We start from the raw sequence: 14,007 nt of genomic DNA, 5'->3' as shown, positions 1-14,007 counted from the left end.
AGCGGGCTGCACATGAATGTACAGCCCGTTTATATTTTAAGTTAACATTCCACCGTCAACGTTCAATGTTTGTCCCGTAACATAGGAAGCCATTTCACTTCCTAAAAATACGCAGGCATTTGCAACATCCGCAGGTTGCCCTCCTCTCTTCATAGGAATTCCTTCTCTCCATTCCTGAACTATTTTTTCATCTAAAACAGCGGTCATTTCAGTTTCAATGAATCCAGGGGCTATAGCATTACATCTGATATTTCTGGAGCCCAGTTCCAAAGCAATTGATTTGGTAAACCCAATTACACCGGCTTTGGATGCTGCATAGTTAGCTTGTCCTGCATGTCCTTGAATTCCAACAACTGAAGTCATATTGATAATTGACCCTGATCTTGCCTTCATCATCGGTTTAATTACAGCTTTTGTAAGGTTAAAAACCGAATCTAAATTTACTTTGATCACCTGATCCCAGTCTTCCTTGGACATTCTCAGTAACAGATTATCTTTTGTAATTCCTGCGTTGTTTATCAAAATATCAATTTGCCCAAACTCCTTCATCACTTCATCTACTAATTGCTGAGCAGCATCATAATCAGATGCATCAGACTGATATCCTTTAATTTGGGTTACAGAACTTAAAGCTGCTTCTAATTCTTTGGCTTTGTCCACAGAGCCGGCATAGGTAAATGCTACTTTTGCACCATGCTGTGCATACACTTCAGCAATCCCTTTTCCGATTCCTCGTGTAGCTCCGGTAATTAGCGCTACTTTTCCTTCTAATAGTCTCATATTCTTGATAATTATTTTCTTTATAACTCATTCAGCTTGTGAATGCTGACTCAATTGGTATATATAATTCTATTCAGAATTAAACGGTGTGCAAAGATATTACAAATTGTCATGCAATACATTCAATTTATTTAAATTACACAAAATTTTATCAATATCCCCCTATTCTGCTAAAATTGTGCGCCACTCCCTTTAAATCTTGTAAAATAAATAAAATCAGATGTATTGTTATAATCCATTCTCAAAACTTCTTTCTGCCAGAAATATTTATCATAGATAATTTCCCTAAGCGGTTCATTTTGAAAATTCAATACTCCGTATTTTCCATCTTTTTTTACAATAAATTCATTTTCAGAATTTTCAAATACAATAATATCTTCATAGATAAAGGGTATAATTTCTTTCCCTTTTCCGTCCAAAACACCATACAGCCTGTTATTATTCTGGCATACGACAGGTTTTGAATACAGGTTGAGCGGATTAAAGTAACCGGTATCATGCCCTTTGATCAGAGTAATATTTTTCAGTTCTGCCATAGACTGGTCATTAACTGAGAATCTGTAGTATTTATTCTGTTTATTGACTATTAAATTATCAGGATAAAAAGCAAGTATCTTTACATCAGTATCTATCCTATTTTTAAGATCTTTATCCAGAAGCTTTTCTTCTTTTCTATTTTTAAGATAAATAAAATTATGCCCGGATATGCTAAAGTTCCTGATAAAATCATATTCCTGAGGAACAACTAAATTTCCCTCAATATCTGTAACACCATATTTTCTTAATTTATCATTATAAACGCTGAAAAACTGTCCTGATAATGAATTTAAATACTTAAAGTTTCCGGGATAAAGTTTTTTATCTTTTTTATGGAAAACCGTTGTTTTATTATTTTTCCTGAGATAGATATATTCTTTATTACCAAAATATTCCGGCGTAATTTCACTAAAAATCTCATCAGCTATTATATTCTCCTCCGTGTCAATCAGCCCGTATTTCCCGGTAGTTTTATTTTTGGTAATAAGAAAAGGATAAGCTGTAATGTCAACAATATACTGTGTAAAAGTATGCAGGGTCTGCCCTTCTGGCCCTATAATCTCATTTTTATCTTCATCATTAATGATCAGGGCCTTACCATTTTCAAAATTGTAATCTTCTTTAAATCCACGCTCATTAAGCCGGTTACCATTAAAATCATACAAAAACCACTGCTTATCCTTCAGAACAAAAAAACGGTTTGGAGCAGCCAATCGTACCCGGTCCGAAAACGGAATAATCAGCTTTCCGCTATAGTCATAAACAGCCTCTTTATCTCCTTTAGAACAAATAATCCGTTCTTTGCTCAGCCACGGAGTATTAAAATCCTGTGTATCTAAAGAGATGATTTCATTTCCTTTTTCATCAATAATTCCGGACTTTGTTCTGTTTCCTTCTTCTGAGCTTAAAACAAATTTATTTTTGAAAATATGATAAATACTCCCCTTATAAGGAGATTCAAACGTAATGTTTCCTAATGAATCGACAATCCCCTGTTTTTTAGTAACTGCATCATACAATATGCCATATCCTTCTGAATAGGAAGTTACTTCCTTCCCTGTTTTTTTTGATAAAACAGTTTTTGTATACTGATGAGTCTGCGCAGCACATATTGTGGAGCACAGAATAAAAAATAAAGATCTCAATTAAATGGAATTATTCACAATAAGAACAATTTCTCCTTTTAAAGTTTTACTCTTGGAGAATTCTATTAATTCACTGATAGTCCCTCTTTTAGTTTCTTCAAATTTTTTGGAGATCTCACGGCTTAAACTCACTCTTGTTTCTTCGCCAAAAAACTCTCTGATCTGTTCCAGGGTTGTATTGATCTTGTGCGGACTTTCATATAAGACAACTGTCTTTTTTTCTTCAGCAAGCTGTTTCAGTTTGGTTTGTCTTCCTTTTTTCTGAGGTAAAAATCCTGCAAAAAGGAATTCATTGTTTGGAAGCCCTGAAACTACAAGGGCAGGAATCAGGGCAGTAGCTCCGGGAAGGCAGATCATTTCAATGTCATGATCAGCACCCGCTTTTGCCAATAAGTACCCGGGATCTGAAATTCCCGGTGTTCCTGCATCGGTAATAATGGCAATATCCTGCCCGTTTTTAAGATCGGCAATTACTTTTTCCGTTGCCTGATGTTCATTATGTAAGTGATAGGATTTCAAAGGTTTTGAAATCTCAAAATGTTTTAATAATATTCCGGAAGTTCTGGTATCTTCACATAAAATATAATCAACTTCTTTCAGGACATTTACTGCCCTGAAAGTCATATCTTCCAGATTTCCTACGGGGGTAGGAACAAAATAAAGGATTCCGCTCAAAATTATAAGAATTTATTTTCCACCAATATCCAAAGTCTCTGAGCGTATTCATCCACCTTATTCCATTTTCTGTCGTAGTAAAGATCACTCAGATACTCTTTTGCTTCTTCAATGGTTTTAAATTGATTCAAACGGGCTACTGTATCATTTAAATCAGACTGACTGCCATCAAATAACATTTTTGAAAAAGCAATTCTGTCATTTAAATCCAGCTTAAATTCAGGTTTTTGCTTCTCAGCTTCCATAAAATTGGTAGGAATATTAGATTTCAGAATACTCCCTGTATCTTCTTTGGGTATAGAAGCCGGATTCTCCTTAGGAATTTCCCTTTCCAGAGGATCGTCATCAAAAAGGGACTGAACAGCTTTTAATCCTTTGATATTGGCTAATTTTATTTTTCTCTCCTGATGGTATTGTTCTAAATTTTCAAAACTTTCATCAGAAGCATGTTTTTCTGTTTCTTCAGGAACAGGCTTATCGATTTCAACGATTTTTCTTCTGTCATATACTTCAGCAAGTACATTTCCTTCCTTTCCGGTATCTTTTGTATGATCATTCTTAATCTCATCAAGAATGTGTTCTACATTAGAAGTATCTGTTACCATTTCACCCTGCTCTATTGAAGTATTGGAAGAAATATACTGTTCTTCGTTTTCTTCGATGAGCATTTCATCTTCAAGCATTTCAGCATCAAATATGCTTGGAATTTTTTCTGTACCTTTTTTTACATCATCTGCAAAAGCCTGATCGCTTACTTTCTTATCTGAAAACTCGTCATCAGTACGGTCTATTTCATTCAGCTGATTGTTGAATATTACCTCTTCTGCGGTAATATCATCATCAAACATATTTTCATCAAGGTCTTCATCATAATCGGGTTCAGAATCAGCAAGCACTTTTTCTTCATCTATAAAACTTAATACTGCTTGATTTGAAGAGGATTCATTTTCGTCTATTTCCTTAAGTTGCTTATTGTAAACTGCCTCTTCTTCAGTAATTTCATAGGGTGAACGATGGGCCTGATTTTTTTCAGATTCCTGATGGCCGTAGCTTTCTTCTACAAAACTTACAATATTTTCATGGAATTCATTTTCCATGATTTCATTCAACTGATTATTGAAGGCTGCCTCCTCATCAATTATTCCGGAAAAGTTCTCATTTTCATTTTCATCAATCTCATTCAGCTCATTATTAAAGATCGCTTCTTCTTCGGTTACCTCATTCCCGGAATCATGGTTTTCCGGTTCACCAGATGTAAAAGAAACAGGGTAGTTTTCTATATTCTGAGCTGTATTTTCAATAATAAAATACTCAATATTTTTTTCCAGCAGTTTCAAAAAAGAAATCCTGTTAGCAAGCTCATCCACAAGATCCTGCTTGGAAAGTAACTCATCTACGTTATTTATTTTGTCCAGGTTATCAATGATATTCTTGGATTCAAAAAAAATCTTTTCCTTTAAATCTTGGATATTTTGCATAATAAGATTCTTATTAAAATTGCTTACTTTTGATGTTAAAAATATACGGCTAATTTAACAAATGTTTTTAGAAAATACAATTAATCATTCCAAACAAAGCGGTTGGATGGAAGTTATCTGTGGCTCTATGTTTTCGGGTAAAACGGAGGAGTTGATCCGAAGATTGAGAAGAGCAGAAATGGCGGGGCAGCTTGTAGAAATTTTTAAACCGAAACTGGATATCCGGTATTCTGAAGAGGATGTTGTTTCCCACAACCAGAATAAAATACGCAGTACTGCCGTAGAAAATCCTAATGAAATTCTTTTATTAGCATCCAATTGTGATGTTGTAGGAATTGATGAGGCCCAGTTTTTTGATGAAAGCATTGTTGATATAGCCAATCAGCTTGCCAACAGTGGCATCAGGGTAGTTATTGCCGGATTGGATATGGATTTTCTGGGACGTCCCTTTGGTCCTATGCCTAATCTGATGGCAACAGCAGAATATGTTACAAAAGTGCATGCTATTTGTAAGAGAACAGGTAATCTCGCCAATTATTCAATGAGAATTTCTCAGGGAGATAACCTCGTAGAACTGGGAGAAACTGAAAGTTATGAAGCAGTAAGCCGCAGGGTTTTTATTGATGAAGTACTTTCGAAAAGAATGTGAATTAGCAGTAATAAACAACAGAATTATAAAGCAGGTAATCAGCATAAAAGACTTTGCAATCAGCCAGCAGTTAAAATAAATAATGAAAAACGAAAAAGCAGCATCGTAAAATCCTGAAGGATGAATTAGCTTAACAGTAAACTCTACCTTACCTTTTTGCGGTTTTTGCAGTTTCAATTTAAATAAAGCAGATCAAATAAAAGCAGAAAGGCACCAATGAACTATACAGTACAACAAATTGCAGAAATCACCAATGCACAGGTAATTGGAGAAGGAGGAATCATAATCAAAAATATTGCCTTTGACAGCAGGATAATTTATTCAACAAAAAATACTGCTTTCATTGCAATTAATACCCATAAAAATTCCGGTGAAAAGTTTATTGAATCTGCAATTGACAAAGGTATCAATGTCATTATTTCCGAGCACCTGCACCCACAATTTGAGAATGTAACCTGGATCATTGTTGAGAATTCTGTAGATTTTCTTCAGAAATTAGCCAGATATCATTTCGAAAATTCCCATCTTAAATCAATAGGAATTACCGGGAGTAATGGTAAAACCATATTAAAAGAATGGTTGTATCAATGTCTGTGGAATGAATTCCTTACTGTAAAAAGTCCAAAGAGCTTTAATTCTCAGATCGGATTACCATTATCCCTTCTTCAGATCAACACCTCTCATCAGTTGGGCATTTTTGAAGTGGGAATATCCAAACCCGACGAAATGGAGAAACTTGAATCTGTTTTCCATCCTCAGATTGGTTTATTAACACATATCGGAACTGCCCATGCAGCCAATTTTACTTCTGAAGAAGAACTGATCAGCGAAAAGATCAGGCTTTTTAAAGATTCTGAAGTTATAATTTATAATGGTGACAATACAGTGACTGATCAAAAGATAAAAAGACTGTATGCTCATAAAAAATTAATTTCCTACGGATTTAAAGAAAAGAACCAGGTCTTCATAAAAAATAACATTTCTAAAGGAGAGAACATTATTGTTCAGTATTTTGATGAAGAAATCAGTTTTCCGGCCCATCAGAGAGATGAAGCTACATTAACCAATGCTCTGGCCCTGATCACAGTATTAAAGGAGCTACATATTGAAAACGAAAAGATCGTCGAAAAAATCAACGCTTTAAAGGCTGTTGAAATGAGACTTGAATCCATTGAAGGAATTAAGGGCAATATTATAATCAATGATTCCTTCAATCTGGATCTGGATTCGTTAAAAACCGCACTTCAATTTTTGAAAGAGTATAATAAATCTAAAAAGTCTTTGGTATTAACAGACTTTGTAGGGGTTAACAGTAACTTAAAAGAATTATATGAGGAAGTTTCAGAATTGGTTAATGAGCAGCACTTTGATTCTGTATTTCTTATTGGAGATGAAATCACAAAATTCAGTGACTTGTTTCACGCTGAAACTTTCACTTTCGTAGATACTAAAGAACTTATTGAAAACAAACATCTTACGGAAATAGAAAATCAGATTATTCTATTGAAAGGTGCCAGGAAATTTGAGATTGAAAAACTTAAAGATATCCTTGAACTAAGGAAACATGATACTGTTTTGGAAATCAATCTGAACGCTATACTTCACAATATCAATTATCACAAATCATTACTGAAACCTGCCACAAAGATGATGGCCATGGTAAAAGCAAATGCTTATGGACTGGGAAGCTATGAAATATCAGAGTTTTTACAGCATCATCATATTGATTATCTTGGAGTAGCTTTTGCCGATGAAGGGGCAGAGCTCCGTAAAAAGGGGATCACTACACCTATCGTAGTAATGAATCCTGAACAACACAGCTATCAGACCATAATCGATTATAACCTTGAACCCGAAATTTACAGTTTAAGGGTACTGGACCTTTTCTATGAAGCCCTTCAGAAGTCTGGTTATGACCAGAAATATCCTATCCATATTAAACTTGAAACCGGAATGCACCGTCTTGGGTTTAAAGATTTTGAACTGGACCAGCTAAGTAATACTCTAAGCAGCAGGAACCTTAAAGTACAAAGTATTTTCAGCCATCTGTCTTCTTCTGACGTACCGGAAGAAAAAGAATTTACTATGGACCAATTGAAAACTTTTGAAAAAAATTCAACCTATTTAATACAAAAGCTAGGCTACACTCCTATACGTCACATCCTGAATTCTTCCGGAATAACAAGCTATACGGAACACCAGTATGATATGGTTCGTATTGGGATAGGAATGCTAGGAGAATCACCAAATAGTGAAATACAAAAACAACTTCAACCAGTTGTAAGCTTTAAAACCGTAATTTCGCAAATATCAATGGTTGAAAACGGAGAATCTGTAGGTTACAGCAGAAAATATAAAACAGATCATCTGACCAGAATTGCTACCATACCGGTTGGTTATGCAGATGGTATCCCCAGGTTAATCGGGAACCAGATCGGGAATGTAGGTGTAAATAAAACCCTTGCTCCTATTGTAGGGAATATTTGTATGGATATGATGATGATCAATGTAGACCATATTCCAAATGTAAAAGAAGGCGATACAGTCACCGTTTTCAATGCGTATCCAAGTTTAAAAGAATTTGCAGGTTACTGCAAGACGATAACCTATGAAGTATTAACCTCTATTTCACCTCGGGTGAAACGGATATATATTAAAGATTAATTATGAGAAAACTCCTGATCCTTCTCTTCGTATTCCAGTTATTTATTATCCAGTCTCAGGTAAAAAAGAATCTGGTAATTCCTAAAAATCCGAAAATCGGACTATCGCTTGCCGGTGGTGGCGCCAAAGGGTTTTCACATGTTGGAGTGCTTAAAGTATTGGATTCATTGGGAGTCAAAGTAGATTATATCGGAGGAACAAGCATGGGTGCCATTGTCGGTGGGCTTTATGCTTCAGGATATTCCGGAAAAGAGATAGAGAAGATTGTAATGGATACAGACTTCTATTCTTTGATTATGGACCCGAAATCCAGGCAGGAAGCAAGTTTTTTTAATAAATCTGTAGATAAATATCTTTTGTCAATTCCTCTGAAAAACGGAAAGATCAATCTTCCTTCTTCAATAAGTACAGGCCAGAGAAATGTATATTTACTTAAAGAGCTTTTCAAAAATGTATCTAACATTGATGATTTTTCAAAATTACCGATACCGTTTTTTTGTGTTGCAACCAATCTCGAAAGCGGAAACATGCAGATTTTTGAAAAGGGAGATCTGGTACAGTCTATAATGGCGAGCTCGGCATTTCCGTCTTTAATGGATCCTGTTAAGATAGGTGACAGTATTTACATTGACGGGGCAATGACTGTTAATTACCCCTCAAAACCTTTAAAGGATAAAGGAATTGATATCGTCATTGGTGTGGATCTTAACCAGGATCTTTCAAAAAGAGAAGATCTAAACAATATTATTTCAATTCTGAACCAGGTTATTGATTTTGGAATTAAGAAGGACACAAGAAGACAATATAAATATACAGACATCAACATCAAACCCAACCTGAAAGGAATGACAGCTACCAGCTATGATGATAAGAAAAAAATACTGGACAGCGGTTATGCTGAAGGAATGAAGTACTCTCAGGTTTTAGATCAATTACCAAAACGTTCTTTTGACCGCCTCAGACAACGCGCAAATCCAATCTATTCTAATGTTTACAAGATAGATAGTATTGCCATAGAAGGAGGCAGAATATATGGTAAAAATTACGTTCTGGGAAAAATGGGTTTACGTCTCCCCTCTCTGCAGACCTATGGGAATGTTAACCGCATGATCGATAAACTTGTCGCCACCAATAACTATCGTTTTATCAATTATGATATCGTTCAGGAAAATGATACCAGTTATTTAAAACTTTATGTTACAGAAGATGACGCAAGGCATTTTCTGAAATTTGGACTCCATTATGATGAAGTTTTTAAAACAGGACTTCTTTTAAATTATTCAGCAAAAAGACTTCTATTCAAAAATTCCAATCTTTCGGTAGACGTGATCGTTGGTGATAAACTGAGATATTACCTGAACTATTTTATAGATAACGGATATATTCCGGGATTCGGTATTTATTCTTCCGGTATGAGTTTCGATCTTAAAAATGTAGATAATAATATTATTGATAAATGGGAATGGATCAGAAATGAAGCTTATATTCAATCTGTATGGAAAGATAAATACGCTATAGGAGGCGGTATAAGCCATGATTATTTCAAAGCGGAACTGAATGGTGATAACAGACGTTACAGCCGTTTTTTAAACCCTTATATTTTCTTAAAGACAGATACACAGGATGACAAGGAATTTCCTACAAAAGGCGTTTATTTTGCTGCGGAAGGAAAGGTTATAGATCTGTTGAAATCTGAAATTGATAAAAGGATTGTTCAGGTAAAAGCAGATCTGAGAGTAAATATTCCATTGGGAAAACAATTTACCTATCGTCTCAATCTCTTTGGAGGAATTACTATTGGTGAACATCTTCCACAGTATTATCAGTACCGGTTAGGTGGAATATTTGAGCAGAACATCATTAATTTTAAAAGCTTTGGAGGCTTTTATTTTGCTCAACTCTATACAAACAATGTGATTTTAGCATCTAACGACATCCAGTTCAGGTTTAATAAAAACTATTTTATCAGTGGTAACTTTAGCTTTGCCAACCTTTCAAATGATATTAATTTTGAAGATGCAGTTAAAGTAAATTATAGCTCACTGGGAATAACAGCAGGATACAAGTCCCCTTTCGGACAGATTAAAGTTAACTTTAGTCACTCATTAAAAAACAATCAAAAAGGCATATTCAGTGTTATTTTAGGACACTGGTTTTAAAACAATGATACAATTCTTTTACGAAAACTTACCGGAAACAGTAAGTGAAGACTACAAAAAATGGCTGGAAGATATCATACTTTCAGAAGGAAAAAAGCAGGGAGAAATCAACTATATTTTCTGTGATGATGAATATCTTTTACAGATCAACCGGGATTATTTACAACATGATTATTATACTGATATCATCACTTTTGATTATGTAAAAGGGAAAACAATAAGCGGAGAGATTTTCGTATCTTTGCAGCGCATTTCTGATAATGCTTCTACTCTTTCGCGGGATTATGAAGAAGAATTAAGAAGAGTTTTAGCTCACGGAATTTTACACCTTGCAGGATATAAAGACAAGACAGAAGAGGAAGAAAAAGAGATGCGGAGAATGGAAGATCTGTACCTGGATAAATACAGGGATTTAAAGTTTTAAAATTGAACAATCACTTAAAGTCCCATATCTAAAGTACTCATTTTTAGTGATAATGTAAGTTTATCTAGAGTGCATTTTCCAAAAATGTTTCACGTGAAACATTGGATAATAAAATAAGGTTTAAAGCTTAAAACAAGCAAATAAAAATGATTTCAGAAATATATGATGTGATAGTAGTAGGCGCCGGACACGCAGGTTGTGAAGCTGCCGCAGCAGCAGCCAACCTCGGTTCAAAAACACTACTCATTACAATGAATATGCAGACCATCGGACAGATGAGCTGCAACCCCGCAATGGGTGGAATCGCAAAAGGACAGATCGTAAGAGAAATTGATGCAATGGGAGGATATTCCGGAATTGTGGCAGACAAATCTGCCATCCAATTCAAAATGCTGAATCTTTCGAAAGGTCCTGCAATGTGGTCCCCTAGAACCCAGAACGACAGAATGCTTTTTGCTGAAGAATGGCGCCTAGCATTAGAAAATACTCCAAATCTTGATTTCTTTCAGGATATGGTGAAACAACTTATTGTTGAAAATAATAAAGTAACCGGAGTAATTACTTCTTTAGGAATTGAAATCAAAGGAAGATCTGTAGTTCTTACAAATGGAACTTTTCTTAACGGACTCATTCATGTCGGAGATAAACAATTAGGCGGAGGAAGAATGGGTGAACCTAGAGCCTTCGGAATTACAGAACAATTGGTAACTTTAGGCTTCGAAGCAGGAAGAATGAAAACCGGAACTCCACCAAGAGTAGACGGAAGAAGTCTGGATTACTCAAAAATGGAAGAACAGAAAGGAGATGAAAATCCTCAGAAATTCAGCTATCTTGATACTCCGAAATTAACAAAACAATTAAGCTGTCATATCGTATATACTAACGAAACGGTACACGATATTCTGAGAGAAGGTTTCGACAGAAGCCCAATGTTCAATGGTACAATACAAAGTTTAGGTCCAAGATACTGCCCCAGTATCGAAGATAAGATCAATCGTTTTGCAGAAAGAAACAGACACCAGCTCTTTGTAGAACCGGAAGGATGGAAAACAGTAGAAATATATGTAAACGGTTTCAGCTCTTCTCTTCCTGAAGATGTACAAATAAAGGCCATGAAACATATTCCCGGATTTGAAAACGTAAAAGTATTCCGCCCTGGTTATGCTATTGAATATGACTACTTCCCTCCTACTCAATTAAAGCATACATTAGAAACAAAATTAATTGATAATTTATATTTTGCAGGTCAGATTAATGGTACCACAGGATATGAAGAAGCAGCAGGACAGGGTCTGATTGCAGGAATAAATGCACACAATAAAGTTCATGAAAAAGATGAATTTATATTAAACCGTGATGAAGCATACATTGGAGTATTAATTGATGACCTGATTACAAAAGGAACTGAAGAACCCTACAGAATGTTTACTTCACGTGCCGAATACAGACTTCTTTTAAGACAGGATAATGCAGATATCCGCCTAACAGAGAAATCTTTTCAACTTGGATTGGCAAAAGAAGACAGATTAAGACGAGTAGAAACAAAAGTTACTGAAAGTCAATCACTTGAAGAGTTTCTTAGAGAAACTTCTTTAAAGCCAGGTGTCATCAATCCTATTCTTGAATCTATTGAAAGTAATCCTGTAGATCAAGCCTACAGAGCTGCCCAAATTCTTACCAGACCCAATATGACATTGGAAAAACTGGAAGAAATAGATTTCATCAAAGAAATTTCTGCTCAATATAGCGATGAAGTAAGGGAGCAGGCAGAAATTAATATTAAGTATAAAGGTTACATAGAAAAAGAAAAAGAGAACGTTGCTAAGCTAAACCGTCTGGAAAACATTAAAATCCCTGAAGATTTTGATTATACCAAACTATCAAGTCTTTCCGCAGAAGCAAAACAGAAGATGTCGAATGTACGTCCAAAAACTATTGCACAGGCAGGAAGAATAAGTGGTGTTTCTCCAGCTGATATAAACGTCTTACTGGTATATTTAGGCCGTTAAAAAGATAATGTTTCACGTGAAACATTATAAATAAATAAAACGAAAATTAAGGTATTTAAAAGCGTTTTTCGTTTTTAAATACCTTAATTTTTAATAAAAATATATGCGAATGAAAATAAAGGATCATTTTCTTTCACAAGAAATATTTGAAATAAAAGAAACAGAAACTAAAGGAGTATTTAAAACCTCTCCTATTCCATCAAATATTTCAAAATATTATGAAAGCGAAGATTATATATCACACCATCAGGATTCAGGAAGCTTAAAGGAAAAACTATATAAATTTTTACAGTCTTTTAATTTACAGTATAAAAAAAACATACTAATAGACAGAATCAGGAAAGGCTCAAGAATCTTAGACTATGGATGCGGTGCAGGAGAATTTGTGAAGTATATAGAAAATGATTTTGAAACATATGGATTTGAGCCAGATACTGACGCAAGAAAAGCAGCGCAGTCAAAAATAAATAAAGCTAAAATTCTGAATGATATCAATGCAATCGAAGATCACAGCCTAGATGCCATAACTTTATGGCATGTTTTTGAACATATTGAAAATCAAGATGAAATGCTTAATGTATTTCACACTAAGTTAAAAGAAAAAGCACTCCTTATTATTGCTGTCCCTAACCCTACTTCTTATGATGCAAAACATTATAAAGAATATTGGGCTGCCTATGATGTACCGAGACATATCTATCATTTTTCTAAAAATGGAATGGAAAACCTTATTTCGAAAAATCCGGATTGGAAACTTAGAAAAATAAAACCCTTGGTCCTTGACTCATATTACATCTCTATGTTAAGCGAAAAATACAAAAAATCTCCGTTATTTTGGTTAAAAGCGGTGGTTCACGGAACAATTTCTAACATAAAGGCGTTATTTTCGAACGAATTTTCAAGTTTGATATATATTATCGAAAAAAGATAGAAAATCGATTTTTACCCTATTTCTGAAGGTCAATTTTCAGCATTTTTAACTAAAAAAACAAAACTCAGGAATTTTTCTCCTGAGTTTTTTATTTTATGAAGCCATTTTTATTTTACAACTTTTAAGTATAAATAATTTTTGACTCAACCAACTCTCATTGAAACTTAATAAGGATCTCCCCTACTCCATTTCAAAATTCAAAAATGAAAACAGTAGCTTCTTAACACATTTAATTTTCACCTTACCATTTGAAATGTATCTTGAAAACTAAAAAAAAACAAAAATGCATCTCAAAATTTAAATTCTTACAAAAACAAAGATAATGTCTCTTAAAAATAAATTAACATATAAAATCCGGAAAAATACAGAAAGCAATTTAAAGCACATTTATGAAGGTCGGTTTTTCAGGGGTCTTAATGAAAATAAAAGACCAATAAGTATTCTCTTCTATTAATGTAAGACCATTAGAAAATAACTGAAGAAACAAAACAATGAAAAATGTAAACTTTCCTCCCCTACTACTATTACTTGAATTTTTAAAACAGAGTCTTAACAG

10 protein-coding genes are annotated in these 14,007 nt (G+C 34.4%); 6 read left to right on the top strand and 4 right to left on the bottom strand.

What is annotated here, in order from left to right; translation table 11 throughout:
* Positions 1-36: 36 nt before the first annotated feature.
* From fabG to DRF59_RS14485, 4 genes are all read right to left on the bottom strand, one after another.
* Complete coding sequence (gene fabG / locus DRF59_RS14500) at positions 37-780, bottom strand: 3-oxoacyl-[acyl-carrier-protein] reductase (protein ID WP_115961569.1); 744 nt, start codon at positions 778-780, stop codon at positions 37-39.
* Between the two features lie 170 nt (positions 781-950).
* A complete protein-coding gene (locus tag DRF59_RS14495) occupies positions 951-2,462 on the bottom strand; it encodes a WG repeat-containing protein (protein ID WP_115961566.1) in 1,512 nt (503 codons plus the stop codon).
* The gene (rsmI, locus tag DRF59_RS14490) at positions 2,463-3,137 is read right to left on the bottom strand and encodes a 16S rRNA (cytidine(1402)-2'-O)-methyltransferase (protein ID WP_115961563.1); all 675 of its coding nucleotides are present in this window, start codon (positions 3,135-3,137) and stop codon (positions 2,463-2,465) included.
* Positions 3,138-3,139: 2 nt separating this feature from the next.
* Positions 3,140-4,615 (bottom strand): hypothetical protein, encoded by a 1,476-nt coding sequence (locus DRF59_RS14485; RefSeq protein WP_115961560.1) that lies wholly within the window; start codon positions 4,613-4,615, stop codon positions 3,140-3,142.
* A gap of 61 nt (positions 4,616-4,676) precedes the next feature.
* On the opposite strand from DRF59_RS14485, the gene DRF59_RS14480 reads away from it, so the two are divergent.
* The 6 genes from DRF59_RS14480 to DRF59_RS14455 all read left to right on the top strand — a co-directional run bounded on the left by DRF59_RS14480 (position 4,677) and on the right by DRF59_RS14455 (position 13,451).
* Positions 4,677-5,264, top strand: coding sequence for a thymidine kinase (locus tag DRF59_RS14480; RefSeq protein WP_115961557.1), 588 nt, complete (start codon positions 4,677-4,679; stop codon positions 5,262-5,264).
* Between the two features lie 216 nt (positions 5,265-5,480).
* Complete coding sequence (locus DRF59_RS14475) at positions 5,481-7,928, top strand: bifunctional UDP-N-acetylmuramoyl-tripeptide:D-alanyl-D-alanine ligase/alanine racemase (protein ID WP_115961554.1); 2,448 nt, start codon at positions 5,481-5,483, stop codon at positions 7,926-7,928.
* 2 nt (positions 7,929-7,930) lie between these two features.
* Complete coding sequence (locus DRF59_RS14470) at positions 7,931-10,087, top strand: patatin-like phospholipase family protein (RefSeq protein WP_115961551.1); 2,157 nt, start codon at positions 7,931-7,933, stop codon at positions 10,085-10,087.
* Between the two features lie 4 nt (positions 10,088-10,091).
* On the top strand, positions 10,092-10,511 hold the full coding sequence (gene ybeY / locus DRF59_RS14465) for an rRNA maturation RNase YbeY (RefSeq protein WP_115961549.1): 420 nt from the start codon (positions 10,092-10,094) through the stop codon (positions 10,509-10,511).
* A gap of 146 nt (positions 10,512-10,657) precedes the next feature.
* Complete coding sequence (mnmG, locus tag DRF59_RS14460) at positions 10,658-12,520, top strand: tRNA uridine-5-carboxymethylaminomethyl(34) synthesis enzyme MnmG (RefSeq protein ID WP_115961546.1); 1,863 nt, start codon at positions 10,658-10,660, stop codon at positions 12,518-12,520.
* 109 nt (positions 12,521-12,629) lie between these two features.
* Complete coding sequence (locus DRF59_RS14455) at positions 12,630-13,451, top strand: class I SAM-dependent methyltransferase (protein ID WP_115961543.1); 822 nt, start codon at positions 12,630-12,632, stop codon at positions 13,449-13,451.
* The last annotated feature ends 556 nt before the right edge of the window (positions 13,452-14,007 follow it).

It is taken from the genome of Chryseobacterium flavum (assembly GCF_003385595.1).
In the GTDB taxonomy this organism is placed as follows: Bacteria; Bacteroidota; Bacteroidia; order Flavobacteriales; family Weeksellaceae; genus Chryseobacterium; species Chryseobacterium flavum.
Note: the sequence above shows the minus strand (reverse complement) of the source record. Positions and strands in the feature narration are given on the sequence as shown.